Here is a 27,000-nt window from a genome sequence, read left to right on the forward strand (position 1 = left end):
CAACGAGGACACTGCCATGACCCCCGTGATCGCCTTCGGCGAAGCGCTCGTCGACATGCTCTCCAGCCAGTTGGGCGACCAGGCCGCCGACGAGACCGAGACTTTCACCCCCTATGCCGGCGGGGCGCCGGCCAACGTGGCCGTGGCCTGCGCCCGTCTGGGCGTGCCCAGCCGCTTCCTCGGCATGCTCGGCGAGGATCACTTCGGCGACTTTCTGGCCCGGGAACTGGCCGCCCACGGCGTCGACACCTCCGGGGTGGTGCGCACCCGGGCGGCACGCACCGCCCTGGCCTTCGTCTCCCGCGACGCCCACGGTGAGCGCACCTTCGACTTCTACCGCCCGCCGGCCGCCGACCTGCTCTACCGCCTGGAGCACCTGCCCGCCGGCGTCTTCGCCGAACCTGCCATCCTGCACCTGTGCACCAACAGCCTGACCGAGCCGGCGATCGCCGAGACCACCCTGGCCATGGCCGAGATGGCCCGCCGCGCCGGCTGCCTGGTCAGCGTCGACGCCAACCTCCGCCACAACCTCTGGGAGAGTGGTGAGGCAGACATCGCCCTGGTCACTCGCCTGCTCGACACCGCCGACCTGGTCAAGCTCTCCCACGACGAGCTCGACTTCCTGCGCGCCGACCATCCGGAAGATGCCTGGCTGGCCGAGCGCCTCGCCGCCGGCGTGAAGTTCGCGGTGATCACCGCGGGCCCCGGCGAGGTGGCGCTGAAGGGCGTCGACCTCGACGACCGGGTCACGCCGCCAAGCGTCCAGGCGGTGGACACCACGGCCGGCGGCGACGCCTTCATCGGCGGGCTGCTCGCCGAGCTCGCCGAACACGGTATCGATGGGGGCTGGTACCAGGACACGGCCTTCCTGCATCGGGCGGTGGAGATCGCCTGCCGCTGCGGCGCCCATGCCGTGACCCGCCCCGGCGCCTATGCCGCCCTGCCGACCCGCGACGACCTGGTGCGGCTCAGGGGCTAGGCTACAGGGAGGATCCAGCGGCCCCCCAGAACCGTGACGAGGAGATCTCCATGCGCCAGCTCCAGTGGGGCATCCTGAGCACCGCGGGAATCGCCCGGAAGGCGATGATTCCTGCCATCCACGACGCCCCCAACGCCCACCTGCTGGCGATCGCCAGCGAGAGCGGCCGTGCCGGTGAGGTGGCCGGCCAGTTCGACATTCCCCGCACCCACAACGGATTCCGGGCACTGCTGGCGGATCCCGAGGTGGACGCGGTCTACGTGCCGCTGCCCAACACCCTGCACGCCCGCTGGGTGATCGAGGCGGCCCGTCACGGCAAGCATGTGCTGTGCGAGAAGCCAGCCGCCCTGACCGGTGGGGAAGCCCGGGCGATGCAGGCCGCCTGCGACGAGGCCGGGGTCTGCCTGATGGAGGGCTACATGTACCGCCATCACCCGCAGCACGCCCGAGCGCGGGAGATCCTCGAAAATGGCGAGATCGGCGAGGTACGCCAGGTGCGCGGGCAGTTCTCCTTTCCGCTCGACCTGAGCTCGGCCAATATCCGCCTGGAGCGCGACCAGGGCGGCGGCTGCCTGCACGACGTGGGCTGCTATGTGCTCGACGTGATCCGCCGCCTGCTGGACACACCGAGCGAGGTGACGATCCTTGGCCATGTGCCCGAGGAGCTGGGCGTGGATACCACCGTCAGCGGCATCCTGCGCTTCGCCGACGGTCGGCTGGCCGAGTTCGGTGCCAGCTTCGAGCAGGCCCCCATCAACCGCTACGAGGTGATCGGCACCCATGGCAGCCTGCTGCTGCCCGCCGCCTTCCGCCCCGACAAGCAGGGTGGGGTGGGCGAGCTGGTGATCACCGACGAGCAGGGGCGAGTGCGCCGCGAGTTCGTACATGGCGACCAGTACCCGGCTCAGATCGAGGCGTTCTCCGCCTGGGCGCTGGGCACGGGACCCGCACCCGATACCCGCCACGAACTGATCGACCAGGCCGGCCTGCTGGAGGCCTGCCGCCGCTCGCTGCGCGAGAACCGCACGATCCGCCTGTGAAGCCTTTCCCTACCTCGCCATCTGGCGCTCCGGGCGGCGCCAGCGCTCAAGCGTGGCGCCGCCCCAGTGGCGGTGGGCGCCACCGCCTGATCCCAGCGACACTCCGGCGAAAAGGGGGCATGGCCAGTGGCCATGCCCCTTGCTTTGCTACGTCATGACGCGGCCCGAAGCGGTGCCGGAGAGCTCCTGAACTCAGAAGTGGTACTTGAAGCGCAACCGGGCGCCGTAGCGATCCGCCTTGTCGAGGCTGTCAACCTCCCGGTGATCGATGCGGCTGAAATAGGCGCCCAGATAGATGCTCAGCTCCTCGATGTTCAGCACATCGGCGAAGTGGTAGGAGGTATAGAGGGTGTCGACAGTATAGCGCCCCGGTACGGTGATGATGGCATCGCCATTGGCCTCCGGATTGACATCGTCGATCTCGTTGCGCGCATGGAGATAGCCGACCCCGAACCCCTGCCACAGAGCATTCAGCCCCAGCGTCAGGTTGTCCTCCTCATGGGCATCCAGATAGGCCAGGTTGGCATTCACCATCCAGTCGCCCTGGTCATAGGAGAGTCGGACGCCGTAGCCGGTACGGTCGCTGATATCGGCGCCCCGCTCGTCGACCACGGCATCGCTGACCAGGTTGGTCTCGAGGCCGGCCGCCAGCGTCCAGGGACCCGGCGTCCAGGCCAGCACCGGCCGCACGACGAAGGAGTTCTTGGCATTGTCCTCCGGATCGATGGCGTAGCCGTGATAGGTCGCGGTATCGAACAGGTCACGACGATCGCCGAACAGGGTGGCAAGCTCGGCGTAGAAGTCACCGCTCCGCTGGCTCAACATGACCTGGCCGGAGTCTCCGCCGCGGCCACGCCCCTCCTTGGCCTGATAGAGATAGCCCTGACCGTCCCGATAGAGGCCATCGGAGGTGTCACCGCTGAAGCCCACGAAGACATCCTGCCCCAGTGGGAAGAGGTCGTAGGCCTCGAAACGGCCGACCTTGAGCTCCGGTCCACCATGTCGACCGATCGCCAGCCAGGCATCGTCGAGGCCGAGGGCGCCGTTGGTCTGCAGCAACGGCTGGGCCTTGAAGCGGGCGTAGTGGGCCTGGGAGCCACGCTCACCGCTCACATCGAGCAGCACACGCCCGGTCTGGTTGTACTCGTCGCCGCGGTCCACATCGTCCTCGAAGAAGATGGGACCTTCGCCGGCATGGGTGTTCTGGGCATTGATATCCAGCTCGACATCACCACCGAAGGTGAGCGAGCCACGCTCCCCCTCATGGGTGATGCCAGCCATGGCCGGAAGCGCCATGCCGAGGGACAGGGCAGCGGAAAGCGGGAGCAGCGTGAAGGTGGAATTCTTCATGATTGTCCTTGTGCAGTTATGGTAGTGCTTCGATCGAATGGGCCCGTGGGCGGGCCCGACGGCGGCACGGCAGGCTGTGCCGCTAGCCTTGGCGAGCCTCCGGAAGGGCGTCATAACGCCACTCCGTCAGCCGACAGTCTCCCGCCAAGACGCGGCAGGAGACGGACCGCCCTGCCGGGGCGGCGAAGCCGAGATGGGTCAGGGTGAGTCGACCTCCGTCGAGCAGCAGCTCCAGCGACCCGTCATCCACCAGCCATTCCAGCTCGACCCGCGAGCCGGCCAGACGCCCGACCCGCTGATCATGGGGAAAATGGCTATCGAACTCGGCCACCCCGTTCTCGCCCTCACGACGGTGGCTGACCCGCACGCCCTCGCCGTCCCGCGCCAGCCGAAGGGTCTGGTGGTCGCCCTGCTGCAGGTCCAGTTCGATGACGGCATCCGGCGCCAGCTCGAGCATGAGGCGGCCATGGGCCAGCCGGGCACCGGCCGCCACCAGGGTGTGATGCCCGGCCGTCAGCTCGGCAGGGGGCAAGGCAGGGTCCGCCGATGCCCCGGCCAGGGCCCGCCATTCCCGGGCGAAGGCCTGGCACAGCCGCACGCCTTCGGGGGTAGCGGTGAGTCCGAGCTCGCGGGGGAAGCTCATGGCGCCGCGCCAGCCCGCCTCGGGGGTCTGTTTGGCGTAGAGCCAGTTGTTGAGCCAGGCGATGGCCAGACGCCGGCCGTCCGCCGCCGGAATGTCCGACCAGCTCTGCACGGCGTAGAAGTCGCGCCCCTCGTCCATCAGCAACACGGTCTCGGCCGGGTGGTCGTTATGGAAGCGCTCGCCGTCGAAATGGCCGACGAAGTACTGGGTGAAGGAGCCGAAGGCGTCCTGCTCGCCGGCGCCCACGCCCACCACCAGCACCCAGCGGCTCGCTGGTTCGCCGGGGGCGGCCCCCTCGACGGGCAGTTCAAAGAGATCGGGACACTCCCAGGGGCCATCGGTATGGCGTCCCTGCTCGGCGCCGAACTCGCTGGCCAGGCGCCAGTCCAGCAGGTCCTCGGAGAGGTAGAAGCGAATCGTCTGGCCACAGGCCAGCGCCATCACCCAGCGCCGGCTGGGCGCATGCCAGACGACCTTGGGGTCGCGGAAGTCCGGGAAGCCCGGCGCGGCGATGATCGGATTGGCCGCATACTTGTGCCAGCTGCGCCCGCGGTCGCGGCTATAGGCCAGGCACTGCTCCTGGACATAGTCCGCGGGGTCGTCGTCCGCTTCGCGATGCACGGTATAGAAGGCCAGCAGGCCCGGCTCGCCGTCGAACAGGCCAGTGGCGTCGTGCCAATCGACGATGGCACTGCCCGAGAAGCAGGTGCCCTGCTCGTCAGGCGCCAGCGCCAGTGGCAGGTGCTCCCAGTGGCACAGGTCGCGGCTGACCGCATGGCCCCAGTGCATGGGGCCGTGGATCCGGTCATGGGGATAGTACTGATAGAAGAGGTGGTACTCGCCATCGAAGTAGACCAGGCCATTGGGGTCGTTCATCCAGCCCTGGGGCGGGGTGAAGTGCAGCGTCGGGCGCACGGCCTGCAGGGGGGCGGCAGTCACAGCGGTCATGATCGATCCTTTGTCACGCATTGATATCGGGGCACCCAACCGGGCGCCAGGGAGGCGACGCGGCGACAGAAAAACAACGTTGTCATTCCGGCACACACGCCGCCTCCACGGGGGACGTCGCGGCACTCAGGCGCTGGCGGCCAGGCCCTGGCCCGCGGCCTTGAGCTCCTCGGGGCGCTTGCGCGGGCCAATACTGCGCCCGGTGGCGTCGAACAGGTGGCAGAAGCCGCGGGCGAAGCTGACCCGTCGCCCGCTGCCGGGCCGGATATCGCTGAGGCCACCCACCTGCAGGGTCAGGGGCTCGCCTCCAGCATGACGGCCATAGACGAAGGTGCTGCCGCCCAGGTGCTCCACCACCTCCACCTCGATGGCCAGGCCAATGTCGTCGCTATCGTCCTCGCGGATATGTTCGGGGCGGATACCCAGGCGCAGGGCGTCACCGGGGGCCACCCTGGCCGTGTCCGCCTCCAGCTCGGCGTGCTCACCGCCCGGCAGTTCCAGGGTCAAGCGACCCTCGGCGACCTCCCGCACCCGGGTGTCGAAGAAGTTCATGCGCGGCGAGCCGATGAAGCCGGCCACGAAGTCGTTGACCGGGTTGAGGTAAAGCTCCAGGGGGCTGCCCACCTGCTCGATGCGACCATCGCGCAGCACCACGATCTTGTCGGCCATGGTCATCGCCTCGACCTGGTCGTGGGTGACGTAGATCATGGTGTTGCCCAGGGAGGCGTGGAGCTTGGCGATCTCCACCCGCATCTGGACGCGCAGCTCCGCGTCCAGGTTGGAGAGCGGTTCGTCGAACAGGAAGACCTTGGGATTGCGCACGATGGTGCGGCCGATCGCCACCCGCTGGCGCTGACCGCCGGAGAGCGCCTTGGGGCGTCGCTCCAGCAACGGCTCCAGCTTGAGGATGGCGGCGGCCTCCTCGACGCGCCGGTCGATCTCGGCCTTGTCGAACTTGGCCATGCGCAGCCCGAAGCCCATGTTCTCGCGCACCGTCATATGCGGGTAGAGCGCATAGGACTGGAAGACCATGGCCACGCCGCGCTGGGCCGCGGGAAGATGGGCCACGCTCTCGCCGCCGATGCGGATATCGCCCTCGCAGATCTCCTCCAGCCCGGCGATCAGCCGCAGCAGGGTGGACTTGCCGCAGCCCGAGGGGCCAACGAAGACCACGAATTCGCCATGCCGGATGTCCAGGTCGACGCCGTGGATGGTCTGCACCTCGCCGAAGCGCTTGACGACTTGCTTGAGTTGTAGATCTGCCATCGTGTTTCTCCTGCTGCCGCAGGGTCGTTCACCCTACGGCTGTCGTAATGGGAGGCTGGTCGAATCAGCCCTTGATGCCGGCGCCCGCCAGGCTGCGCACGAAGCGCTTCTGGAAGATCATGAACACCACCAGCACCGGCAGGGTGATGAAAGAGGCGTAGGCGAGGATCTCGCCCCACTCGGTCTCGCGGCCGAAGAAGATCTGGATGCCCGGCATCACCGGGCGCACCGCCTCGCTCTGGACCGCCATGATCGGCCACAGGTACTGGTTCCACATCACCATGAAGTGGAGGATCGCCACGGTGGCGAAGACCGGCCCCGACATGGGCACGATGATGTGGCGATAGATCTGGAAGGGGCTGGCGCCGTCCAGCTTGGCCGCCTCGTCGAAGTCCTTGGGGATGTCGCGGAAGAACTGGTAGAAGAGGAAGATGAAGAAGGCATTGGCCACGAAGGGCAGCATCTGCACGTGCAGGGTGTTCATCCAGGAGCCGCGCAGCACCAGCATGCCCTCCTCCCAACCCAGGGTGGGCAGCTTGGAGACCAGCAGCAGCATCGGCACCACCACCGCCTCCAGGGGGATGATCATCAGCGCGATCACCGCCGAGAGGATCAGCTTCTGGCCGCCCCAGGTCAGCCGCGACAGCGAGAAGGCCAGCAGGCTGTTGACGAACAGCCCCATGACGACGGTGCCGCCGGTGATCAGCAGGGAGTTGAGGAAGTAGTGCTCGATGCGGCTCTTCTCGAGGACCCCGCGGTAGTTGTCCAGGGTCAGTTCGCCCACCGGCAGAATCGCCCGCAGCGAATAGAGGTCGGAGAAGATCGCCGACTCCGGCTTGAAGGAGGAGACGATCATGAACAGCAGCGGGAACATGAACAGGTAGCCCAGGCCCGCCAGCACCAGGTACCACCCCAGGGTCTTGAGTCGCTTGTTGGGGGTCATGTCACTTCGCCTCCCGGGCGTCGAAGAATTTCTTCTGCAGCAGGGCGATCAGCAGGATCACCAGGAAGAACACCACGCTGATGGCCGAGCCATAGGCGATGTCCTGCTCGCGGAAGCCCTTGGCCACGGCATGGAACATCACCGTGGAGGTGGAACCCTGGGGCCCGCCGCCGGTCATCACGTCCACCTGGATGAAGAGCCCGAAGGCCTGCACGGTGGTGCTGAGGATCACGAACACCAGGGTGTTGCGCAGCCCCGGCAGGGTGATGTGCCAGAACTGGCTCCAGCGCCCGGCGCCGTCGAGCTCCGCCGCCTCGTAGAGGTCCTGGGAGATGCCCTGCAGTCCCGCCAGGAAGATCAGCATCTGCACCCCACAGGCCTGCCAGGCCGACATGATGACGATGGAGGGCATCGCCCAGTCGGGGTCGCCCAGCCAGTCGATGGGCCCCACCAGGCCGAAGGTCATCGCCTGCAGGTAGTGGTTGAGCACGCCGACGTCGCGGTGGTAGAGGAAGGTCCAGACGATCGACACCACCACGATGGAGGTCACCACCGGCGAGAAGAACAGCGCCCGGAAGACGCTGATGCCGCGCAGCTGCCGGTTGATCAGCAGCGCCAACCCCAGGGCCAGGCCACACTGCAAGGGCACCACCAGCATCACGAACAGCAGGGTGTTGAGGAACGACTGGATGAAGCGCGGGTCCTTGGCCAACAGCACATAGCGCTTGTCGCCCCACTGCCAGCTCCTGAACTCCCGATACTCGCGGTAGGCCGGGTCGCCGCGCAGCACCGTGCGCAGCGCCGGAAATTCCGCCTCGCCCTCGGCGTCGCGCACCACCTCGCCCAGGTCGTCACGCTCGGCCTCCTGTACCACCCAGCTGACGCTCAGCAGGCGATCGTAGTTGCGCAGGCCCACCCATTCCGTCTGATTGGGCGAGAGCAGCCGCTGGTCGGTGAACGACAGCCCCACCGCCATCAGGAAGGGCAGCACCAGGAACATGAAGAGCCCCAGCAGCGCCGGAAAACTCAGCAGATAGCCGTAGCGGCGTTCCCGGCGCTTGGCCCGCCGATAGCTGGTCGGCGCGCCCGTTCCGGTCTCGGGCACCGCCGGCGCCGCGTCGGATCTCGTCTCGTTGATGCTCGACTGCATCGCGCATCCTCCTCTCTATAGGCCCCGGCGGTAAGGCACCCCCGGGGCGACCCTCTGGTTTACTCTTGGAAACCGTAGCCGCGGTTATCGGCGATATCGCGCTCGATGGCGTCCACCGCCTCGTCCAGCGCGGTCAGGACATCGCGACCGTCGCGGATGTCGCGGGCCGCCCGCTCGAAGGCACTGGAAACGGTCGGATAGCCCGGTGTCGCCGGACGCAGCCGCGCATGGGCCGCGGAGTAGTCGTAGAAGAAGCGCCAGCGGCCGCCCTCGCGAAAGTCCTCGGTGAGAGCCGCGGCCTCCGGATGGGAAGGCACCGTGATCCTGGCCTTCGCCGTCTCGGCGATCTCCTCCGGCTGCAGCAGGAAGTCGACGAACTCGGCGGCGCCCTCGGGGGCGTTACACTGGGTGGAGATGCCCAGCTGCCAGGAGCCCCCGCCGATCAGCGGCCCGTGGCCGAAGTCCGGCACCGGCATCACCACCAGGTCGTCGCCCCAGGACGCCAGGTGGTTGCGCAGCTCCCAGCTGCCCACATAGTTGAGCGCCACCCGCCCCTGATCGAAGCCACGGTTGTCGCTGGGATTACTGTCCACGTAGCCCTCTTCGAAGAGCCCCTGGAAGAAGTCGCCCCAGGCCAGTGCCTCGTCTCCGTTGAGCACGCCCTCGGCTTCCAGGTAGCCGTCGCGATCGACCTGGTCGCCGCCGAAGCCCAGCAGCCAGGGACCGAAGGCATAGGAGTACCACTCGCCCCCGATCCAGCCGGCCTGGACGTCCAGCGGGTAGAGGAAGTCGCCGCTCTGCTTCAGGGCCTCCAGGGCCTCGAGGAACTCCGCCGGGCTCCAGGGCGCGTCGAGGGTGGCGATACGGATGCCGTGCTCCTCGAGCACCGAGCGCCGGCCATAGAGCACCAGCACCTCCTCGTTCTGACCGGCGGCGTAGATCTCGCCGTCATAGGTGGCCTTGGCGGTCTCCAGCAGGGGCTCCAGGGTCTCGGCAGGCACCAGCTCTCCCAGCGGTCGCAGGAGACCCGACCAGGCGAAGTTGGGGGCCACCGGCTGGTCAATATAGAGCACGCAGGGCAGGTCGCCGGCCAGGGCCGCGGCAGTCACCGCCTCGGTATAGGAGCCGGACGGCAGGCGGCTCATCTCCACTCGCCACTGGGACTGGGCCTGGTTGAAGCGATCGATGGCCTGCTGCTGGGCCGCGATCTCGGTGTGGCTCGCCTCGGCGCGCCAGTACTCGATACGCTGGGGATCGGCATGGGCCATCGCGGCGACCAGGGACAAGCCAATAGACAACGTTGTCAACTGCGTGCCGGTGAGCCAGGCGGGTGCGGAATTGTTCATCGGTTTCACCTTGTTCTCGTCGATGGTGGGTTATCGTTGTTGTAGGCCGCTCGGTGGGCCAGCGGCCGGAAATGACTAGTCCTCCATGCCGTAGCCGCGGTTATCGGCGATATTGCGCTCGATGGCATCCACCGCCTCGTCCAGGGCGCCCTGCACATCGCCGCCGTCGCGGATGTCGCGTCCCGCCCGGGCGAAGACGCTGGAGATGATCGGGTAGGCCGGCGTCTCGGGGCGCAACCGGGCATGGGCCTCGGAGTAGTCGTAGAAGAAGCGCCACTGGCCGCCTTCCCGGTAGTGCTCGGTCAGCGCCGCCCCCGCCTCGGAGGCCGGGATCATGCCGGCGCCCTTGGACATGGCGGCGATCTCCTCCGGCTGCAGCAGGAACTCGAGGAACTCCGCCGCCCCCTCGGGCGTCTCGCAGGCGGTGGTGATGCCGGTGTGCCAGGAGCCGCCGCCGATCACCGAGCCATGGCCAAAGTCCGGCACCGGCATCACCATCAGGTCGTCTTCCCACTCGGCGGGATAGGCCGACGGCTCCAGGAAGCCGTAGTTGATGGCCACCCGCCCCTGCACGAAGCCGCGGTTGTCGCTGGGATTGCGATCCACCAGGCCCTCGGTGAACAAGGACTGGAAGAACTCGCCCCAGGCCAGGGCCGCCTCGCCATTGAGCACGCCCTCGGCCGTCAGGTAGCTGTCGCGATCGATCTGGTCGCCGCCGAAGCCGACCAGCCAGGGACCGAAGGCGTAGGAGTACCACTCGCCGCTCCAGCCGGCCTGCAGGTCCAGCGGATAGAGGAAGTCCCCGCTCGCCTTGAGGGTCTCCAATGCATCGAGAAACTCCTCCTTGCTCCAGGGGGCATCGAGGGTGGCGATGCGGATGCCGTGTTCCTCCAGCACCGAGCGACGCGACAGCAGCGAGAGCGCCACCTCGTACTGGCCCGCCGAATAGATCCGGCCGTCGTAGGTGCCCTTGGCGGTGGCGATCAAGCCATCCAGGGCCGCCTGATCCACCAGGCCGTCCAGGGGCTGCAGGAAGCCCGCCCTGGCGAAGTTGGGCGCCACCGGCTGGTCAATATAGAGCAGGCAGGGCAGATCCCCGGCCACGGCGGCGGAAGTCACCGTCTCGGTGTAGGCGCCCTCGGGGATCATGCTCATCGCCACCCGCCAGCGCTCCTGGGAACGGTTGAAACGCTCTACCGCCGCTCGGCTCACCGCGATCTCGGCGATGTTGCCGGTCTCGTGGCGCCACAGCTCGAGTGTCTGCGGGGCCGCCAGGGCCAGGGGGGAGGCCAGGGCGGCCGCAATAGACAACGTTGTCATTTTGCTACGGGAGAATTTGGCGTGTCTCGTAACGATCATGGTGATGACTCCTGGTTGGGGTCGGTTGTTATTGTCAGGGGCCGTCGATAACGACCGATTCGGAAAAGGGGGAGCGAGGCGATAGCCCGGCCACCAGGTGCGACTCCCGCTCGATCCTCACGAAAGGCAGGCGCACGGTGGCCGGCTCCCGGGAACCGGCCAACAGGCAGTGCATGGCCTGCTGACCCATCTCCAGGTGGGGCAAGCGCATGGTGGTCAACCCCGGCGTCAGGAAGGTGGAAATCGGCCGCTGGTCATCAAAGCTGGCCACGGCCAGGTCACGGCCGACGCACAGCCCCCGGCTGGCTAGCGCCAGGTAGAGCTGCATCGCTGTGCTGTCCTGGCCGCACAGGATCGCCGTGGGCCGCGGCTCGCTCGCCAGCAGATCATCGACCGCCTCCTCCACCGTGGAGCGCTCATCGCCATCCAGGTCACCTACCAGGGCGGGACGCATCAGCGCCTCGTCCACTCTGATGCCGGCCTCCTCCAGGGCCTGCCGATAGCCGGCCTGCCGCTGGGAAGCCGCCGCCAGCTTGGGGTTGAGGCCCAGGTAGGCGATACGCCGATGCCCCTGGGCCAGCAGAAAGCGGGTGACCTCCAGGGCCGCCTGCTGCTCATCGGGGAGGAGGGTCGGGACCCTGATGTCCCCCGACGCGAACCCGTTGGCCAGCACCGAGGGCACCATGCCCATCTCCCTGGGTAACTCGACCTCCCGGTGATAATCGCAAGCGTAGATCAGCCCCTCCGCTCGACGCTCCAGCAGAATGTCCAGGGCCCGCTGGCGATGGCGGAAGCCGGCATCGCGATCGATATTGACGACCATCAGCACCTTGTCGTGGGCATCGGCCACCTGCTGGGCACCGCGCAGGATGTCACCGGAGTGCGGCTGGGTGGTGACCCGGTCAGAGATGAAGCCAATCACCCCGGAGCGCTGGCTGCGCATGGTGCGCGCGGCGCTGTTGGGCCGGTACCCCAGTTCCTCGATGGCCTCGAGCACCCGGGCACGGGTCTCCTCACGGACGGCGCGATCGTTATTGATCACCCGCGATACCGTCTTGAAGGAGGTTCCAGCCAAGCGGGCCACATCCTTGATCGAGACCATATCGATATCCTCTCGGCGTCTTGGTGGCGCCCTACGACAACGTTGTCGGGACTCTAGACGACCGATGACAACCTTGTCATTGCGACTTTGGTCGAGTCGGTGACTCCCAGCTGTCTCGTTCCGCTCTCCGGCACGCCACCTCGTTTCCCGATCCGACATCGGATCGGCTTGCCAAAATGTCAGACATTTAATAGGCTGATAGCACTCCCTCGACAAGGAACCCCGTCATGACCCTCGATGGCCTGCCCCGCCACCGCGGCGGCGCCGAGGAGCTGGCCCGGCTGCTGGCCCGCGCCCTGCTCGCCGGCCGCTGGCAGCCCGGCGACGCCTTCCCCAGGGAACTGGACCTCTGCGCCCACTTCGCGGTGAGCCGCAATCAGGTGCGCAACGCCCTGGCCAGCCTCACCGCCACCGGCCTGATCGAGCGCACCGCCGGTCGCGGCACCCTGGTCCGGGCCGTGGGCGACTGGCACCTGCTCGATCCGCTGATCAGCGACTGGATGACCGGCATCGAGAGCCTGGACCCCAAGCTCGTCCGCGAGATCTTCGCCTTCCGCTACGCGGCGGAGCCGGTGGTGGCACGGCTCGCCGCCGAGGCCGCCGAGGCGGCGGACCTCGCGCGCCTGGAGGCCGCCTTCCAGGGCATGACCCGCACCGCCGGCGAGCCCAAGGCCCGGGGCCTGCACACCGACTACGACGTGGCCTTCCACGATGCCATCTACCACGCCAGCCACAACCTGGTGTGGCGCCAGATGGGCCACCTGCTGCGCCCCTCCATCATCGCCCTGATCCAGAGCTCCCAGGCCCAGGTCCATCAGGAACACGACAGCCTGGACGACAGCCTGACCCGTCACGGCCGGGTGCTGACGGCGATCCGCCGCCGCGACGCCGCCGCCGCCGAACACGCCGCCCGCGAGGTGCTGCGCCGTACCGCCATCGACCTCGGCATCGTCGCCGAGACGACCCACGCCTGATCCATCACGAGGACTCCCCCATGAAGATCACCCGACTCAAGACCTGGCAGGTGCCGCCGCGCTGGCTGTTCCTCAAGATCGAGACCGACGCGGGCTGCTACGGCTGGGGCGAGCCGGTCATCGAGGGCCGCGCCGCCACCGTGGAGGCCGCCGTCCACGAGCTGGCCGACTACCTGATCGGCCAGGACCCACACCGCATCGAACACCTCTGGAACCTGATGTACCGCGCCGGCTTCTACCGTGGCGGCCCCATCCTGATGAGCGCCATCGCCGGCATCGACCAGGCGCTGTGGGATCTCAAGGGCCGCGATCTCGGCGTGCCGGTGCACCAGCTGCTGGGCGGCGCGGTACGCGACCGGATGCGCATGTACGCCTGGACCGGCGGAGACCGCCCCAGCGACGTGGGGGCCGGTGCCAGGGCCCTGGTCGACCAGGGCTTCACCGCCTTCAAGATGAACGGCACCCCGGAACTGCAGATCGTCGACAGCCACCGCAAGATCGACGAGGCGGTGGCCCGGGTCGCCGAGGCCCGCGACGCCGTGGGCCCGGACGTGGGCATCGGCATCGACTTCCACGGCCGGGTGCACCGCCCCATGGCCAAGGCGCTGCTGCGCGAGCTGGAGCCCTTCCATCCGATGTTCGTGGAGGAGCCGGTGGCTCCCGAGCACCTGCCCTGCCTCAAGCAGATCGCCGGCGGGCTCGGCTACCCCCTGGCCACCGGCGAGCGGCTGCACACCCGCTTCCAGTTCCGCGACCTGCTGGCCGACGGCATGATCGACATCGTCCAGCCCGACCTCTCCCACTGCGGCGGCATCAGCGAGGGGCTGAAGATCGCCGCCCTGGCCTCCGCCTTTGATGTGGCGCTGGCGCCCCACTGCCCGCTCGGCCCGCTGACGCTGGCCACTTCGCTGCACGTGGACGCGGTCAGCCACAACGCCTTCATCCAGGAGCAGAGCATGGGCATCCACTACAACCGCGACAACGATGTCCTCGACTACCTGGTGGACAAGTCGGCGCTGGCCATCGAGGACGGCTTCTGCGCCATTCCCCAGGGCCCGGGGCTCGGCGTGGAGATCGACGAGGCCTTCGTCGAGGAGCGCGCCAAGGTGGGGCACCGCTGGCGCAACCCGGTGTGGACGCATGCAGACGGGTCCATCGCCGAATGGTAGGGAACGAGGAGAGAGAGATGAGTTTCAGCTTCAATGATCTGACCTTCGGCGACCTGAAGGGCCAGAGCGTCTTTATCACCGGCGGCGGCTCGGGCATCGGCGCGGCCCTGACCGAGGGCTTCCTGGCCCAGGGGGCGAAGGTGGCCTTCGTCGGCCTCAGTGACGCCGGCGACTTCTGCGACGAGATGGCCGAGCGCTATGGCAGCCGACCGCTGTTTATCGAGTGCGATATTCGCGACGTGAACGCGCTGCAGGATGCCATTGCCCAGGCCCGCCAGGCCCATGGGCCCATCGGCGTGCTGGTCAACAACGCCGCCCGGGACACCCGGCACTCCCTCGACGACTGGAGCGTCGCGGAGTGGGACGACTCCATCGCCACCAACCTGCGCCCACAGTTCTTCACCGCCCAGGCGGTCGCCCCCGACATGCGCGAGCTGGGCGGCGGGGCCATCATCAACCTCTCCTCCAACAGCGTCCTGCTGGGCCTCGGCGGCTACCCCACCTATGTCACCGCCAAGGCCGGGATCATGGGGCTGACCCGCGCCCTGGCCCGGGAGCTCGGCCCCGACGCCATCCGCGTCAACTGCCTGATCCCCGGCTGGGTGATGACCGAGCGTCAGCGGGAGCTCTGGGTCAACGACGCCGACCTCCAGGAGTGCCTGGACCAGCAATGCCTCAAGGAGGCAATTCCGGTGGAGGACATGATCGGCCCCTGCCTGTTCCTCGCCTCGCAGGCCTCCAGGATGATGACCGGCCAGGAGCTGGTGGTGGACGGAGGCCGGGCATGATGGCCATCGTCGAGCGCCTGGCCTGGATCGCCGTGGACTGGGGCTCCAGCAACCTGCGCGCCTGGGCCCTGGATGACGCCGGGCAGGTGCTGGCCCGCGCCGGCAGCGAGCGCGGCATGCTCTCGCTCTCCCCGGCCGAGTACGAGGCCGAGCTCAAGCGGGTGATCGGCGACTGGCTGCCCGAGCGTGGCCCAGTGGCGGTACGGATCTGCGGCATGGCCGGTGCCCGACAGGGCTGGCGGGAGGCCGCCTACCTGCCGGTGCCGACCCGCCTGGACGACCTGGCCCGGGGCGCCGTGGCCCCGCCACTCGACGATCCGCGGCTGGACGTGCGGCTGCTGCCGGGGCTCTGCCAGACCGCCGGGGGCGCCTTCGACGTGATGCGCGGCGAGGAGACCCAGCTGGCCGGACTGGTAGCCAATCAGCCCGCGTTCACCGGCCTGGCCTGCCTGCCCGGCACCCACGCCAAGTGGGCCCGCCTCGAGGCCGGCGCGGTGACCCGTTTCACCACCTGCCTCACCGGCGAGCTCTATGGGCTGCTGGCCCGCCAGTCGGTGCTCAGGCACTCCCTGAATCACGGGCAGGGCAAGGACGAGCTGAGCGATCCCGGCTGTCGCGAGGCCTTCGTCGCGGCGGTACGCGAGATCAGCGCGGCCCCCGCCACCTATACGGCCAGGCTCTTCGGCCTGCGCGCCGCCGACCTGCTCGATGCTTCCCTGCCCCAGGGGGAGGCCCGTGGTGCCCGCCTGGCCGCGCGCCTCTCGGGGCTCACCGTCGGCCTGGAGCTGGCCGGGGTGGGTAACGACTTGCCCGCCGGCGAGCCGGTCACCCTGATCGGCAATGCGGCGCTCTGTGACCGCTACGCCCTGGCCCTGGACGCCCTGGGCCACCAGAGCCGGCGCCTGGACGGCGAGGCCGCGGTGCTGGCCGGGCTGGGGCTGGCCCATGCGGCGCTGAACGGCTGACACCCTCTTGATGGAGATCCCCCCATGACCCTGCCCCTGATCGGTATCCTGCGCGGCGTCACCCCCGAGGAGGCGGTGGCGGTGGGCGAGGCGGTGCTCGCCGCCGGCATCACCACCCTCGAGGTGCCGCTCAACTCCCCCGAGCCCCTGGAGAGCATCCGTCGCCTGGTTCATGCGCTGGGTGAGCGCGCCCGGGTGGGCGCCGGCACCGTGCTGACCGAGGCTGAGGTACGCGACGTCCACGCCGCCGGCGGCCGGCTGATCGTCTCGCCCAACTGCCGCCCGGCGGTGATCGAGGCGACCCGGCGCCTCGGCATGCAGAGCTGGCCGGGCGTGGTCACTCCCAGCGAGGCCTTCGACGCCCTGGACGCCGGCGCCACCGGCCTCAAGCTGTTTCCCGCCGTCCAGGTGGGCCTCGAGGGGATGCGGGCGGTGCGTGCCGTACTGCCCGCCGGCACCCTGCTCTACGCCGTGGGCGGCATCGGCGTCGACACCTTCGCCGCCTGGCGCGCCGCCGGCGTCGATGGCGCGGGACTCGGCAGCGCCCTCTACCGGCCCGGCCAGTCACCCGAACGGGTGGGCGAGCAGGCCCGGTCGCTGGTCGCGGCCTGGCGGGCCGCGGGGGGCGAGGCATGAGCCTGCCGACCTGGCACGCCGAGCTCGCCGTGGACCGCCGCTGCGAGCTCGGCGAGGGCCCCCAGTGGCACGCCGCCAGCGGACGGCTCCTCTGGTGCGATATCCTCGGCCGGCGGCTGCACTGGCTGGACCCGGCCAGCGGCGAGAGCGGCCAGCGGGACCTCGACCATCGGGTCTCGCTGGCCGTCCCGCTCGAAGACGGCGGCGCCCTGCTGGTGGGCGAGGACCGCCTCAGTCGCCTCGACCCGGCGACCGGCGCCCTCGAGCGCCTTCACGACTTCGAGGCCGACAACCCGCAAACCCGCAGCAACGACGGCCGGGTCGACCGCCACGGCAGCCTCTGGCTCTCCAGCATGGGCAAGGCCGCCGAGCCCGGCGCCGGCAGCCTCTACCGCCTGCACTGCGGTGAGCTGGTCAAGCTGCGCAGCGGCCTGACCATCCCCAACGCCATCTGCTTCTCCCCCGGCGGCGAGTTCGCCTGGTTCACCGATACCCCCACCGGGGTGGTGATGCGCTGGGCCCTGGATCACCACGGCTGGCCGGTGGGCGAACCGGCCCCCTGGGCCGACCTCTCGACCCAGCAGGGCGGCCCCGACGGCGCCGTGGTGGACGCCGAGGGCCATCTCTGGCTGGCGTTGTGGGGCGCCTCCCGGGTGGTGCGCCTGGACCATGACGGCCGCGTGGTCGGCGAGGTGCACCTGCCGGTCTCCCAGCCCTCCTGCCCGGTGTTCGCCGGCGCCGGCCTCGAGCGGCTCTATATCACCAGCGCCCGGGAAGGCCTCTCCCCCGCCGAGCTGGCGCATGAGCCCCGGGCCGGCGGGCTCTTCGTCGCCGAGGTCGGGGTTGAGGGCCTCACCGAGCCGCCGCTGCGGCTGGGGTAATATTCAGGTAGCCCCTGCACCGCCATCGTCCAGGATGAGTATCGATCAGGAATCAGGCAGAGGGTATTTGCTTCGAAATGCAACCTTTGCCCGAGCGTTAATGGTGTTCGTACGTACGCTTCAATTAAGGCCGAGGCTATGTAAATGTGTTCGTTCATGGCTATCGGGTGGTGAAGTTGGGGTAATCCGGCAGCTCTCCGAGCAGGAATCGGGCCAGCAACCGGCCCTGGAGCTCGAGTACACGCCGATAGCTGAGGCGATACCCGAATAGCGGATGAGTGACTTCCTGGGCCAACCGGCGCTCGAAGGTGGCGATGAGGACGCTTGCCGCGCTTGTAGTCCACAGGCACCACCTCGCTGCCCTCGCCCTCTACCAGGTCCACGCGCGATCAGCCCCAGGCGGTTGGATGACAAGGTGATGGAGCGGGCATGGATGCGCTCGTCCTCCTCGGGCGATTCCGGTAACTTGCCGGACTGACGGTCGACCCGGCGATGCCCATGCCGGCCCTGAACCGTGTCCGCCGAGTCGTCCCACTCGCCCTGCACCCACTCCAGATAGGCCAACCGCGAACAATAGACGAACTCGTTGATCATGCGTGTCGGCAGCAGCGGTTGGTCGCCCGAGAGTTCCGGAAACGACAGGGGCAACTCTTGCTGTTGAAAGGTAGGAGTGTCCACGATGTCACCTCCAATCCCCTGGCCTCTGGCGCACCGCACCCATGATTCATGCGAGATGGCATTTTCTTGTCATGTCTTCCATATTGATATCTGTCATACAAAACGCATGATGAGGCGCAGTGATGTCGACCCTGAGCATTCGATTTCCCGAAGAGCTGGAGCGCAAGCTCGACGAAGAGGCTCGGCTGGCCCACAAGGGTCGCTCCGAGCTGGTACGGGAAGCGGTACAGGAATACGTGCAACGCCGAGTGAAGGAGCGCTTCATGCAGGGCATGGTGGAGGAGATGCGCGAGTGGCAGGGTGATGATGCTGCCCGCCGGGAGTCTCGTGAATTGTCCGACGCCATGCCCGACGATGACATGAATGCCTTGCTCCGCACCGAACAGGATGCGGGTGTCGACCCCGGCCAGCGGTGGTGGCAGTGATTCACCGCGGAGAGGTCTGGGTCAGCAACCTGAATCCCGCCCGGGGTAAGGAGGTCGGCAAGGTGCGGCCGGTGCTGGTGATCCAGGCCGATGCTCTGATCGAAGCGGGCGCCCAGACCGTCATCGTGCTGCCGCTTACCACGCAATTCCGGCCAGGCTGGCACCGGTTCCGTGTCCCCCTGCCCGCTCGCGACCGCCTGCTGGTAGATTCCTGCGTTGTCATCGACAAACCCCGGGCACTGGATCCATCCCGGCTCGGCGACGGTCCGCTGACCACCCTCACCGCCGAGGAGATGGCGGCCGTGGAGCAGTCTCTGCGTGGTGTGCTCGGGATGTTGTGACACGGTTCTGTCCTCGCTCCATGCACGCCCAGATCGGCACCCGCTCGTTCACTCATTGCCCGGTGCAAAGCGGCCAAGCCCGAAGTGACAACCGCACCCCAGGGCCAGGGGCCCGGTTAGTGGCTCGGGAAACGTCAGGCGGCACAACTGGCCACGGGTATCGGGTTGGGTGAGCTCGCGCCGGCTGCGAAAGCGGTGGAAATGCACCGATCGCCGGCGACTGCTACCCACCGCCACCTCAGGGATCAAGGTTTCGGCATCCAGCACCTTGACCAGTGGAAAGCCTCGCAGGGGCGGCTGCCAATCGTCGGCCACCTCGTCCCAGCACACCGCCTCCAGCCTGTTGGCCATGCTCTGGGCGGACTCCACCAGCAGCATGCGGCCCTCGCCGTGCGGACTGGCCGCTCTGCCCCAACAGCTTGCGAACCCGGCCCTTCAGCGGGCCGATAAAGGGACCGAGAAAGCCGGGCTGTACGGACTCCAGCATGTGCTCGATGGCGAGCAGGGCGTAGAGCTCCGACTGGTTCAGCCAGAAACCGGGAAGCTCGAAGGCCTCGGCGTCGGGGTCATAGTGGTGGCCGTTGGCATCGCGGTCGTAGACGATCGGCGCATGGGCACTGGGCGGCGCGACTGTGTCAGCAATTGGTGGATGCGGACGACTCGTTCGAGCTGGTTCACGCGGCCTCCCTTCCCGGCATCCCTTTCGGATTCAGCCTATGTTGCCGTCTGACCTCAGTAAAACTTACTTACATTGTGATTCGATATGAAAAAAACCCGGCCAGAGGACCGGGGGAAGGGCAGCGACCGGCTGCCGAGAGAGCACATGAAAACCTGGGTCGAACAAGCGCCTCAGTGGTGGAAGCGCTCTGCCGCCTCCTTGGCCAGCTGGCGGATGCCGTGCCAATCCTCGGCCTCGATCAGCGACTGCGGCGTCAGCCAGGACCCCCCAACGCACATCACGCTCTTCAGGGCCAGATAGTCCTCGGCGTTGTCGAGGCTGATGCCGCCGGTGGGGCAGAAGCGTGCCTCGGGAAGCGGACCGGCGAAGGCCTTGAGCGCCTTGACGCCACCACTGGCCTCGGCGGGGAAGAACTTGAAACGCCGGTAACCATACTGCCAGCCCGTCATGAGCTCGGAGACGGTGGCCACGCCGGGCAGCATCGGGACCGGGCTTCCGACGCCGTAGCGGTAGAGGGCCTCGGTGGTGCCCGGTGTCACCACGAAATCGGCACCGACCTGCTCGGCCTGGCGATACTGGGCCGGGGTCAGCACGGTGCCCACGCCGATGCTGGCCTTGGGCAGGGCATCGCGGATGCGCTTGATCGCCTCCAGGGCGCAATCGGTGCGCAGGGTGATCTCGAGTACGGTGAGGCCGCCGTCATAGAGGGCCTGCGCCAGGGGAACGGCATCCTCCAGCCGCTCGATGGCGATGACCGGGATCACCTCGGCCTTGAGGCAGATGCTGTCGAGCTCGGTAGTGCGGGTCGAGGGCAGCTGTTTGTCGATGCTTTTATCGATACTCATGGGGTCGTTGCTCCAGAAAAAGCGAGGCTCCAGAAGAGTCAGGGCGACCAGTAGACCGCCAGCGGGCAGGCCAGGAAGGCGCGGACCGGCAGCGCACGGGTGTCGTCGCCGGCCATGGCACGGGCCAGCACCGCGCGCTTGTCTTCACCGGTGATGTGTAATACATGCCGACGCGACCGGTGCAGGCGGTCGGCACTCAGGGTGATGCGAGCCTGGGGCTGGCTCGGCGTGCGCACGGCCACCAGTGACTCGGTGGTGGCGAGCGCCAGGGCGAGTTCCTGGCTGTCCGGAAACAGCGAAGCGGTATGGCCGTCGCCGCCCATGCCGAGGATCACCACGCTGGCCGGCCAGGCCAGCCGCTCGATGCGCTCGGCCACGGTGGCCACGCCCTGTTCCGGGGTCGGGTCGTGGGAGGTCAGGGGCACGAAGTTCGCCTCGGCCGCCGGGCCCTGCAGCAGATGCTCACGCACCAGGCGGGCATTGCTGTCGGGCGCCGACTCGGGCACCCAGCGCTCGTCTGCGAGGGTCACATCGATGCGCGACCAGGGTAGCTCGGCGGCGGCCAGCGCCCGAAAGAAGGGTACCGGCGTGGAACCACCGGAGACCACCAGCAGCGCCCGCTCCTGAGTGGCGAGGTCGTGGCGCAGGGCTTCGACCACCGCCTCGGCGAGCTGGGCGGCGAGCCGTTCGCGAGATGCATCACTCATGTCGGTAATCCTCGTACCAGTTACGGCCATCCTGGGGGATCATGGCGGTCTTGAGAGAGTCGCCACCGATCCCCGGGGCCGGTCGCTGTTCCTTAGTAGTCTTCATACCAGCTGCGGCCATCCTGAGCGATCATGGCGGTCTTGAGAGAGTCGCCACCGGTCCCCGGGGCCGGTCGCTGTTCCTTAGTAGTCTTCATACCAGCTACGGCCATCCTGGGTGATCATGGCGATGGACGCCACCGGCCCCCAGGAACCGGCCGGGTAGCGCCGCGGCGGCTCGTCACGGTTTTCCCAGGCGGCAATCAGGCTGTCGCACCAGCGCCACGCATGTTCGACCTCGTCGCGGCGCACGAAGAGGTACTGTTGTCCCTTCATCACCTCGAGCAGCAGCCGCTCGTAGGCATCGGGGATCCGCGACTTGGGAAAGGCGCTGTTGAAGTCCAGGTGCAGCGGGCCCGGGCGCAGGCGCATGCCCTTGTCCAGGCCACTGTCCTTGGTCAGCACCTGCAGGGCGATGCCCTCCTCGGGCTGCAGGCGGATGATCAGCTTGTTGGCCGCCAGGCCTCGCTGGTCCGGGTCGAAGATATAGTGGGGCTGCTGGCGGAAATGGATGACGATCTGCGACAGCTTCTCCGGCATGCGCTTGCCGGTGCGCAGGTAGAAGGGCACGCCGGCCCAGCGCCAGTTCTCGACACCGGTCTTCATCGCGACGAAGGACTCGGTATGACTCTCGGTGTTGGCACCCTCCTCCTCGAGGTAGCCCGGCACGCTCTTGCCGTCGATGGTGCCGGCCATGTACTGGCCGCGTACCACGTCGCGCCCCAGCATGTCGTCGGTGAAGGGCCTGAGCGCCTTGAGCACCTTGACCTTCTCGTCGCGGATGGCATCTGCATCGAGGTTGGCGGGCGGGTCCATGGCGATCAGGCACACCAGCTGCAGCAGGTGATTCTGCACCATGTCACGCAGTTGCCCGGCCTGGTCGAAGTACCCCCAGCGGCCCTCGATACCGACCTGTTCGGCCACGGTGATCTCCACGTGGGAGATGTGGTTCTGGTTCCACTGGGTGCCGAACAGCGGGTTGGCGAAGCGCAGGGCGATCAGGTTCTGGACGGTCTCCTTGCCCAGGTAGTGATCGATGCGGTAAATGCGCGATTCGGGGAAGACGGCACCGATGGCGTCGTTGATCTCGCGGGACGAGTCGAGGTCGTAGCCGATGGGCTTCTCCACCACCACGCGGCTTTCGTCGTCGAGGCTGCCGCTGGCCTCGAGATGGTGGCAGATGTCGCCGTAGAGGCTCGCGCCCACCGCCAGGTAGACGACCATGGGCCGCTCGCTCCCTTCCTGGCGCCAGTCGCGGATGGCCGCATAGCCGTCGACGCTGGTGAAGTCGAGCTGACGGTAGTCGAGCCTCGCCAGGAAACGCTTGATCGCCGTGCGGTCGAGCTCCTCGGCCTTGACGTAAGTCTTGAGCGCCGCCTCGACCCTGGCCTTGAAGCCATCGACATCGAGCTCCTGCCGCGCCAGGCCCAGCAGGCGGGTGCGCTTGTCGAGCAGCCCTTCGCGGTCGAGCTGGTAGAGCGCCGGAAACAGCTTGCGCTGCGACAGGTCACCGAGCGCGCCGAACAGCGCCAGGTCGATATCCGTCCTGGCCGCCGGGCCGGATCGGGGATGATGGCTCATGTCAGCTCCCATCTGGTTAACTTAACAAAAAAATAGCGTAATTCTTGTCAGAAAGGCAACTTTTTTCTGTAAACTTACAAAATATTATGCCTCCCTGGACGCGACGTTGGCCCCACGAGGCCCCGCCGCGCTAGGATAGTCAGCATAATGTAGTTAAATGACTACATCACCCATCCCGGCTTCAACCCTGTGGCGCCGATGGCGCCTCGAGTCACGGAGACCTTCCCGCACCATGGCCAGTCACGACCTGCTCGATCGCATTCGCCTACGGCTCGAGGAACTCAACCGTTCCGAGCGCAAGGTCGCCGACGTCATCCTCGCCGACCCCGGTTCCGCCACCAGCATGAGCATCGCCACCCTGGCACAGGCCGCCTCGGTGAGCGAGCCCACGGTCAACCGCTTCTGCCGCAGCTTCGATGCCAAGGGCTACCCGGACTTCAAGATCAAGCTGGCACAGAGCCTGGCCGGTGGCACGCCCTACGTCAGTCGGGCGGTAGAGCCCGGCGACGGGGCCGCCGACTACACCCAGAAGATCTTCGGCGCGACCATCGCCGCACTCGACGAGGCACGCCGCCAGGCCGACCCGGTGTGCATCGCACGGGTGGTCGACTACCTGATACAGGCCAAGCAGATCCACTTCTTCGGCCTCGGCGCCTCGGGGGCGGTGGCCCAGGACGCCCAGCACAAGTTCTTCCGCTTCAACCTGCCGGTCACCTCCTATGTGGACGTGCTGATGCAGCGCATGGTCGCCGCCGCCTGCCATACCGGCGACGTGGTGGTGGTGATCTCCTGGACGGGCCGCACCCGGGAACTGGTCGACATCGCCCGCCTGGCCCGCGAGAGCGGTGCCGTGGTGCTCGGTATCACCGCGCCGGATTCGCCGCTGGCCCGGGAGTGCACCGAGACCCTGGCGGTCGCCACCCCCGAGGATACCGACTACTACATGCCGATGACCTCGCGCATGATCCAGTTGGCGCTGGTCGACGTCCTGGCCACCGGCGTCACCCTGCGTCGCGGTGAAGACTTCCTGCCTCACCTGAAGAAGATCAAGGACAGCCTGAAGGAGACCCGTTACCCGGCCAGATGATTCCTCACAGACAAGATACCCCCAGCCTGAGGCACTGGCTGGGGCGTAGGCTACTCAAGCAACGTTCCAACGTTCTTGGCAAGCCCTCAGAGAAACCTTGGCGCAACCGTTAGAACTTCCTCCCTATAGCCCTGAAGCCCTTTTTCGATTATCTCTACCCACGCCCCTTCGGTAGCGACCTGACGACTCTCCTTTGCATGAATGGTCACGAACTCACTGACGCCACCTGAACGCAACTCCAGGTCAGTGGAAATTCGCGTATTCAGCGTGATCGCCCAGAAGCCGGGATTGAACCATGCCCAAAATTCATCGATATAGACATCCAGGATCAGCGCATCATCTCCGGGCTCGATCAGGCCATCGAGCACATTGTATCCGGCCTCCTGAAGGGCGACGGCCAGGCTGCTTCGCACGACCGCTTCCACTGTCTGCTCCCCCTCGAGAAGGATGTCACCCAGCGCCTTGCCATAACTGTTGCGCTTCCGGCCAACCGCCCTTGCCTTGACATCATCCGAGGCCTGGTTCACTCCTCCGGATCCAAGCGATGGGGTACTGGGCTCCCTTGGAGACTCCTCGAAGGTTCGCCGGTCGACCACTCGTCCGATTACCACATCCTTCCCGGCGCCAGTGTATTGCACCGAACTCGGCTCCGGCATCACCACTGCAATCTCGCTCCGGCTAGTTGCACACCCCGAAAGCAGGACGAGTGAGGCAATCGCAAGAATCCCTGCGTATGTATGGCGTTTCAAATCAGAATCTCCACTGGCTTATTTATAATGACACCAGCCGCTCAAGGGCGACTCGGCTTCTCATCCATCTAAATCTCACTCCTGAAGCTCGGTCTCTGAACCGCTCCAAAAACCGGAACACCAGCGGTGTCATTGTATAAGCCTTTACAAATTTTCAACAGCCTGAGCCTGGTGCGCGCAACACGGAAACGCACACACCATTCGGCACAGCACTTAATTGTACAATAGTTATATATAACTTTATATTTGTATAGCTTTAGATTGACCACTCGACTAAGTTAACATTGCGCCCCTTCCACCCCGGCCGAGATGACAATAATGTCCTTCTCCTTACATCTCGAAGATTGGCGAGGCTGGCTTGAGGATGAGGCAGTAGCCACCTCTGCTCCCGACCATTGCATCTCGGCGCAACCGGGCAGCTCCTTGCCGGCGATGCTGCGGCGTCGCCTCGATGCCACCGGGCGCGCGACCTGCGACATCCTCGGGGTCCTGGACCCGAACGCGGATTTGCCGCTGGTGCACGCCTCCCGGCATGGCGACACCACCCATACCCTGGAGATGCTCGAGGCACTGGAGCGCGGCGAGCCCATCTCCCCGACACGCTTTTCCATGTCGGTACACAATGCGGTGCTGGGCGTCCACTCCATCTCCCGCGCTCATCATCGCCCCTTGCAGGCTCTGGGCGCCTGTGGCGACGAGTTCGACGCCCTTCTGCACGAGGCCCGGGGTTATCTCGTGGAAGGTCACCGAGCCGTCGTCGCGGTGCTCTCGGAAGGACCGCTTCCCTCGGCCTACCAGGGGTACACGGAGCACCCGGGTACCGCCTGTGCCGTCGGCTTGCGGCTGACGCTGGGCCGGGGACGACGGCTGATGGCCTCGGATCCGGTACGCGGCGCTCATCCGACTCCTCTCGAGGTGATGGCCTGGCTGAACGGAGATGCCCCCTTCCTCGATGGCCGGCAGCGGTGGCAGTTGGGGGCAGAATGAATCTGGACAGATGGTGGCGCGGACTGGGCACGGCGCTCTCCTTCGTCGCCTTCGGCATCGGCGGCCTGTTCATCGGCCTGGTGCTCGCCCCCTTGTTGAGCGTATGCGTACGCGACGACGAGCGACGCCAGTATCTGGCAAGGTGCCTGATCCAGCGCTGCTTCCGGGCTTTCATCGCCCTGATGCAGGGTCTCGGCGTGCTCGATTATCGCTTCGAGCGCCAGGAACGGCTGCAACGCCCCGGCCTGCTGGTAGTCGCCAACCATCCGTCACTGATCGATGTCATCTTCCTGCTGGCCCACATGCCCCATGCCGACTGCATCGTCAAGGGACGGTTGGCCAGCAACCCCTTCACACGCGGCCCGGTTCGCGCGGCAGGCTATATCACCAACGACGAGCCCGAAGCAGTGCTGAAGGCCGCCGGGGAGAGCCTCCGGAAAGGCAATTCGCTGATTCTCTTTCCGGAGGGCACCCGCACCACGCCGCAACGGCCGATCAAGTTCAGGCGCGGTGGGGCAAACATCGCCTTGCGTACGGGAACGGCGATCACGCCGGTACTGATACGCTGTACGCCTACCACGCTGACCAAGGGCGAGCCTTGGTACCATATCCCGGCGAGCAGGGTCCGGATGGAACTGCGTGTACTCGACGACCTGCCCATCAACGACGATAACCAACAGCCGACCGGGCAGCTCGCCAGACAACTGACACATCGGCTGAGCGATCACTTCAACAGGGAACTGGAACAACTTCACCATGAGCGAGATACACGACGATCTGTCGATTGAACTCAAGCACCTGATCATCGAGACTCTGGAGCTCGAGGATATCGCCCCTGGCGATATCGATCCCGACGCTCCACTGTTCGGTGAGGGGCTGGGCCTCGATTCCATCGATGCCCTCGAGCTCGGCCTGGCACTGCAGAAGCGATTCGGTATCAAACTGGATGCCGAAGCCGAGGAGACCCGCCGCCATTTCTCCAGCCTGAACGCCCTGAAAGCTCTGGTGGAGGCCCGCCGTGTCGACTGATGCCACTACTCGTTACGCCGATGTCTACGACCATGTGCGCAAGACACTGGTCGAGTTGTTCGAACTCGAAGCGGACGACGTCAAGCCCGAAGCCCGGCTCTACGAGGATCTCGATATCGACAGCATCGATGCCGTGGACCTGGTGGTCGAGCTCAAGCAGTTCACCGGTCGCCGCATCAACCCCGACGACTTCAAGGCGGTGCGCACCATCGACGACGTGGTCAAGGCTGTCGAGGGCCTGATCCAGCGCTGAG

27 protein-coding genes and 1 pseudogene are annotated in these 27,000 nt (G+C 66.9%); 15 read left to right on the forward strand and 13 right to left on the reverse strand.

The genetic code is table 11. The features are described 5' to 3' along the window. Positions 1-16: 16 nt before the first annotated feature. Both AC5W54_RS08750 and AC5W54_RS08755 read left to right on the forward strand, forming a co-directional pair. The gene (locus AC5W54_RS08750; RefSeq protein ID WP_495961691.1) at positions 17-979 is read left to right on the forward strand and encodes a carbohydrate kinase family protein; all 963 of its coding nucleotides are present in this window, start codon (positions 17-19) and stop codon (positions 977-979) included. A gap of 50 nt (positions 980-1,029) precedes the next feature. After that, complete coding sequence (locus AC5W54_RS08755; RefSeq protein ID WP_495961692.1) at positions 1,030-2,019, forward strand: Gfo/Idh/MocA family protein; 990 nt, start codon at positions 1,030-1,032, stop codon at positions 2,017-2,019. 192 nt (positions 2,020-2,211) lie between these two features. Here AC5W54_RS08755 and AC5W54_RS08760 read toward each other — a convergent pair whose 3' ends face one another. The 8 genes from AC5W54_RS08760 to AC5W54_RS08795 form a co-directional block, all read right to left on the reverse strand. Next, the gene (locus AC5W54_RS08760) at positions 2,212-3,369 is read right to left on the reverse strand and encodes a carbohydrate porin (protein ID WP_495961693.1); all 1,158 of its coding nucleotides are present in this window, start codon (positions 3,367-3,369) and stop codon (positions 2,212-2,214) included. An 82-nt stretch (positions 3,370-3,451) separates the two neighbouring features. Further along, positions 3,452-4,960: a glycoside hydrolase family 32 protein gene (locus tag AC5W54_RS08765; RefSeq protein WP_495961694.1), complete on the reverse strand. Its 1,509-nt coding sequence runs from the start codon at positions 4,958-4,960 to the stop codon at positions 3,452-3,454. Between the two features lie 126 nt (positions 4,961-5,086). Then, positions 5,087-6,226, reverse strand: coding sequence for an ABC transporter ATP-binding protein (locus tag AC5W54_RS08770; protein ID WP_495961695.1), 1,140 nt, complete (start codon positions 6,224-6,226; stop codon positions 5,087-5,089). A 64-nt stretch (positions 6,227-6,290) separates the two neighbouring features. Next, positions 6,291-7,169 (reverse strand): carbohydrate ABC transporter permease, encoded by an 879-nt coding sequence (locus AC5W54_RS08775; protein WP_495961696.1) that lies wholly within the window; start codon positions 7,167-7,169, stop codon positions 6,291-6,293. Between the two features lies 1 nt (position 7,170). Continuing rightward, positions 7,171-8,319: a carbohydrate ABC transporter permease gene (locus AC5W54_RS08780; RefSeq protein WP_495961697.1), complete on the reverse strand. Its 1,149-nt coding sequence runs from the start codon at positions 8,317-8,319 to the stop codon at positions 7,171-7,173. Between the two features lie 59 nt (positions 8,320-8,378). After that, positions 8,379-9,665 (reverse strand): ABC transporter substrate-binding protein, encoded by a 1,287-nt coding sequence (locus AC5W54_RS08785; protein ID WP_495961698.1) that lies wholly within the window; start codon positions 9,663-9,665, stop codon positions 8,379-8,381. A gap of 75 nt (positions 9,666-9,740) precedes the next feature. Then, on the reverse strand, positions 9,741-10,985 hold the full coding sequence (locus AC5W54_RS08790) for an extracellular solute-binding protein (RefSeq protein WP_495961699.1): 1,245 nt from the start codon (positions 10,983-10,985) through the stop codon (positions 9,741-9,743). Between the two features lie 73 nt (positions 10,986-11,058). Continuing rightward, positions 11,059-12,126: a LacI family DNA-binding transcriptional regulator gene (locus AC5W54_RS08795; RefSeq protein ID WP_495961700.1), complete on the reverse strand. Its 1,068-nt coding sequence runs from the start codon at positions 12,124-12,126 to the stop codon at positions 11,059-11,061. A 227-nt stretch (positions 12,127-12,353) separates the two neighbouring features. Between AC5W54_RS08795 and AC5W54_RS08800 the strand changes: the two genes are divergently transcribed. The 8 genes from AC5W54_RS08800 (at position 12,354) to AC5W54_RS08835 (ending at position 18,983) form a co-directional block, all read left to right on the forward strand. Then, entirely contained in the window at positions 12,354-13,100 is a 747-nt protein-coding gene (locus AC5W54_RS08800) for a FadR/GntR family transcriptional regulator (protein WP_495961701.1), read from the forward strand. Positions 13,101-13,120: 20 nt separating this feature from the next. Then, complete coding sequence (dgoD, locus tag AC5W54_RS08805) at positions 13,121-14,269, forward strand: galactonate dehydratase (protein WP_495961702.1); 1,149 nt, start codon at positions 13,121-13,123, stop codon at positions 14,267-14,269. Between the two features lie 17 nt (positions 14,270-14,286). Then, a complete protein-coding gene (locus tag AC5W54_RS08810) occupies positions 14,287-15,057 on the forward strand; it encodes an SDR family NAD(P)-dependent oxidoreductase (protein WP_495961703.1) in 771 nt (256 codons plus the stop codon). Continuing rightward, the gene (locus AC5W54_RS08815; protein WP_495961704.1) at positions 15,054-16,022 is read left to right on the forward strand and encodes a 2-dehydro-3-deoxygalactonokinase; all 969 of its coding nucleotides are present in this window, start codon (positions 15,054-15,056) and stop codon (positions 16,020-16,022) included. The genes AC5W54_RS08810 and AC5W54_RS08815 overlap by 4 nt, the downstream gene beginning before the upstream one ends. Positions 16,023-16,046: 24 nt before the next feature. Further along, on the forward strand, positions 16,047-16,658 hold the full coding sequence (locus AC5W54_RS08820) for a 2-dehydro-3-deoxy-6-phosphogalactonate aldolase (RefSeq protein WP_495961705.1): 612 nt from the start codon (positions 16,047-16,049) through the stop codon (positions 16,656-16,658). Then, complete coding sequence (locus tag AC5W54_RS08825; protein WP_495961706.1) at positions 16,655-17,539, forward strand: SMP-30/gluconolactonase/LRE family protein; 885 nt, start codon at positions 16,655-16,657, stop codon at positions 17,537-17,539. Before AC5W54_RS08820 ends, AC5W54_RS08825 begins: the two co-directional genes overlap by 4 nt. Before the next feature lie 800 nt (positions 17,540-18,339). Further along, positions 18,340-18,642, forward strand: coding sequence for a ribbon-helix-helix protein, CopG family (locus AC5W54_RS08830; protein ID WP_495961707.1), 303 nt, complete (start codon positions 18,340-18,342; stop codon positions 18,640-18,642). Continuing rightward, the gene (locus AC5W54_RS08835; protein ID WP_495961708.1) at positions 18,639-18,983 is read left to right on the forward strand and encodes a type II toxin-antitoxin system PemK/MazF family toxin; all 345 of its coding nucleotides are present in this window, start codon (positions 18,639-18,641) and stop codon (positions 18,981-18,983) included. Before AC5W54_RS08830 ends, AC5W54_RS08835 begins: the two co-directional genes overlap by 4 nt. 48 nt (positions 18,984-19,031) lie before the next feature. Here the strand turns inward: AC5W54_RS08835 and cas7g are convergent. The 4 genes and pseudogenes from cas7g to zwf form a co-directional block, all read right to left on the reverse strand. Then, positions 19,032-19,364: pseudogene (gene cas7g / locus AC5W54_RS08840) on the reverse strand (type I-G CRISPR-associated RAMP protein Csb1/Cas7g); the annotation flags it as partial. Positions 19,365-19,832: 468 nt separating this feature from the next. Next, on the reverse strand, positions 19,833-20,507 hold the full coding sequence (locus AC5W54_RS08845; RefSeq protein WP_495961709.1) for a bifunctional 4-hydroxy-2-oxoglutarate aldolase/2-dehydro-3-deoxy-phosphogluconate aldolase: 675 nt from the start codon (positions 20,505-20,507) through the stop codon (positions 19,833-19,835). 38 nt (positions 20,508-20,545) lie between these two features. After that, positions 20,546-21,214, reverse strand: coding sequence for a 6-phosphogluconolactonase (pgl, locus tag AC5W54_RS08850; RefSeq protein ID WP_495961710.1), 669 nt, complete (start codon positions 21,212-21,214; stop codon positions 20,546-20,548). 183 nt (positions 21,215-21,397) lie between these two features. Continuing rightward, the gene (gene zwf, locus AC5W54_RS08855; protein WP_495961711.1) at positions 21,398-22,894 is read right to left on the reverse strand and encodes a glucose-6-phosphate dehydrogenase; all 1,497 of its coding nucleotides are present in this window, start codon (positions 22,892-22,894) and stop codon (positions 21,398-21,400) included. Positions 22,895-23,126: 232 nt separating this feature from the next. Between zwf and AC5W54_RS08860 the strand changes: the two genes are divergently transcribed. Then, complete coding sequence (locus AC5W54_RS08860) at positions 23,127-23,981, forward strand: MurR/RpiR family transcriptional regulator (protein ID WP_495961712.1); 855 nt, start codon at positions 23,127-23,129, stop codon at positions 23,979-23,981. An 86-nt stretch (positions 23,982-24,067) separates the two neighbouring features. Here AC5W54_RS08860 and AC5W54_RS08865 read toward each other — a convergent pair whose 3' ends face one another. Next, complete coding sequence (locus AC5W54_RS08865; RefSeq protein ID WP_495961713.1) at positions 24,068-24,508, reverse strand: hypothetical protein; 441 nt, start codon at positions 24,506-24,508, stop codon at positions 24,068-24,070. 540 nt (positions 24,509-25,048) lie between these two features. Between AC5W54_RS08865 and AC5W54_RS08870 the strand changes: the two genes are divergently transcribed. The 4 genes from AC5W54_RS08870 to AC5W54_RS08885 are packed head-to-tail and all read left to right on the forward strand — an operon-like array spanning position 25,049 to position 26,999. Then, positions 25,049-25,717, forward strand: coding sequence for a beta-ketoacyl synthase chain length factor (locus AC5W54_RS08870; RefSeq protein WP_495961714.1), 669 nt, complete (start codon positions 25,049-25,051; stop codon positions 25,715-25,717). Then, positions 25,714-26,505, forward strand: coding sequence for a lysophospholipid acyltransferase family protein (locus AC5W54_RS08875; protein WP_495961715.1), 792 nt, complete (start codon positions 25,714-25,716; stop codon positions 26,503-26,505). Before AC5W54_RS08870 ends, AC5W54_RS08875 begins: the two co-directional genes overlap by 4 nt. Further along, positions 26,474-26,746, forward strand: coding sequence for a phosphopantetheine-binding protein (locus AC5W54_RS08880; RefSeq protein WP_282722096.1), 273 nt, complete (start codon positions 26,474-26,476; stop codon positions 26,744-26,746). The genes AC5W54_RS08875 and AC5W54_RS08880 overlap by 32 nt, the downstream gene beginning before the upstream one ends. Next, positions 26,736-26,999, forward strand: coding sequence for an acyl carrier protein (locus AC5W54_RS08885; protein WP_495961716.1), 264 nt, complete (start codon positions 26,736-26,738; stop codon positions 26,997-26,999). The genes AC5W54_RS08880 and AC5W54_RS08885 overlap by 11 nt, the downstream gene beginning before the upstream one ends. Position 27,000: the final 1 nt, after the last annotated feature.

Source organism: Halomonas sp. LMYGS-3 (genome assembly GCF_059509875.1).

What these genes read in the sequence shown, in the direction of transcription:
- AC5W54_RS08785 (WP_495961698.1), bottom strand. Translation starts at nt 9,665, where the DNA reads ATGAACAATTCCGCACCCGCCTGGCTCACCGGCACGCAGTTGACAACG.
- AC5W54_RS08875 (WP_495961715.1), top strand. Translation starts at nt 25,714, where the DNA reads ATGAATCTGGACAGATGGTGGCGCGGACTGGGCACGGCGCTCTCCTTC.
- zwf (WP_495961711.1), bottom strand. Translation starts at nt 22,894, where the DNA reads ATGAGCCATCATCCCCGATCCGGCCCGGCGGCCAGGACGGATATCGAC.
- AC5W54_RS08815 (WP_495961704.1), top strand. Translation starts at nt 15,054, where the DNA reads ATGATGGCCATCGTCGAGCGCCTGGCCTGGATCGCCGTGGACTGGGGC.
- AC5W54_RS08750 (WP_495961691.1), top strand. Translation starts at nt 17, where the DNA reads ATGACCCCCGTGATCGCCTTCGGCGAAGCGCTCGTCGACATGCTCTCC.
- AC5W54_RS08800 (WP_495961701.1), top strand. Translation starts at nt 12,354, where the DNA reads ATGACCCTCGATGGCCTGCCCCGCCACCGCGGCGGCGCCGAGGAGCTG.
- AC5W54_RS08765 (WP_495961694.1), bottom strand. Translation starts at nt 4,960, where the DNA reads ATGACCGCTGTGACTGCCGCCCCCCTGCAGGCCGTGCGCCCGACGCTG.
- dgoD (WP_495961702.1), top strand. Translation starts at nt 13,121, where the DNA reads ATGAAGATCACCCGACTCAAGACCTGGCAGGTGCCGCCGCGCTGGCTG.
- AC5W54_RS08780 (WP_495961697.1), bottom strand. Translation starts at nt 8,319, where the DNA reads ATGCAGTCGAGCATCAACGAGACGAGATCCGACGCGGCGCCGGCGGTG.
- AC5W54_RS08825 (WP_495961706.1), top strand. Translation starts at nt 16,655, where the DNA reads ATGAGCCTGCCGACCTGGCACGCCGAGCTCGCCGTGGACCGCCGCTGC.
- AC5W54_RS08830 (WP_495961707.1), top strand. Translation starts at nt 18,340, where the DNA reads ATGTCGACCCTGAGCATTCGATTTCCCGAAGAGCTGGAGCGCAAGCTC.
- AC5W54_RS08845 (WP_495961709.1), bottom strand. Translation starts at nt 20,507, where the DNA reads ATGAGTATCGATAAAAGCATCGACAAACAGCTGCCCTCGACCCGCACT.
- AC5W54_RS08880 (WP_282722096.1), top strand. Translation starts at nt 26,474, where the DNA reads ATGAGCGAGATACACGACGATCTGTCGATTGAACTCAAGCACCTGATC.
- pgl (WP_495961710.1), bottom strand. Translation starts at nt 21,214, where the DNA reads ATGAGTGATGCATCTCGCGAACGGCTCGCCGCCCAGCTCGCCGAGGCG.
- AC5W54_RS08775 (WP_495961696.1), bottom strand. Translation starts at nt 7,169, where the DNA reads ATGACCCCCAACAAGCGACTCAAGACCCTGGGGTGGTACCTGGTGCTG.
- AC5W54_RS08795 (WP_495961700.1), bottom strand. Translation starts at nt 12,126, where the DNA reads ATGGTCTCGATCAAGGATGTGGCCCGCTTGGCTGGAACCTCCTTCAAG.
- AC5W54_RS08820 (WP_495961705.1), top strand. Translation starts at nt 16,047, where the DNA reads ATGACCCTGCCCCTGATCGGTATCCTGCGCGGCGTCACCCCCGAGGAG.
- AC5W54_RS08760 (WP_495961693.1), bottom strand. Translation starts at nt 3,369, where the DNA reads ATGAAGAATTCCACCTTCACGCTGCTCCCGCTTTCCGCTGCCCTGTCC.
- AC5W54_RS08860 (WP_495961712.1), top strand. Translation starts at nt 23,127, where the DNA reads ATGGCCAGTCACGACCTGCTCGATCGCATTCGCCTACGGCTCGAGGAA.
- AC5W54_RS08755 (WP_495961692.1), top strand. Translation starts at nt 1,030, where the DNA reads ATGCGCCAGCTCCAGTGGGGCATCCTGAGCACCGCGGGAATCGCCCGG.
- AC5W54_RS08870 (WP_495961714.1), top strand. Translation starts at nt 25,049, where the DNA reads ATGTCCTTCTCCTTACATCTCGAAGATTGGCGAGGCTGGCTTGAGGAT.
- AC5W54_RS08770 (WP_495961695.1), bottom strand. Translation starts at nt 6,226, where the DNA reads ATGGCAGATCTACAACTCAAGCAAGTCGTCAAGCGCTTCGGCGAGGTG.
- AC5W54_RS08810 (WP_495961703.1), top strand. Translation starts at nt 14,287, where the DNA reads ATGAGTTTCAGCTTCAATGATCTGACCTTCGGCGACCTGAAGGGCCAG.
- AC5W54_RS08790 (WP_495961699.1), bottom strand. Translation starts at nt 10,985, where the DNA reads ATGACAACGTTGTCTATTGCGGCCGCCCTGGCCTCCCCCCTGGCCCTG.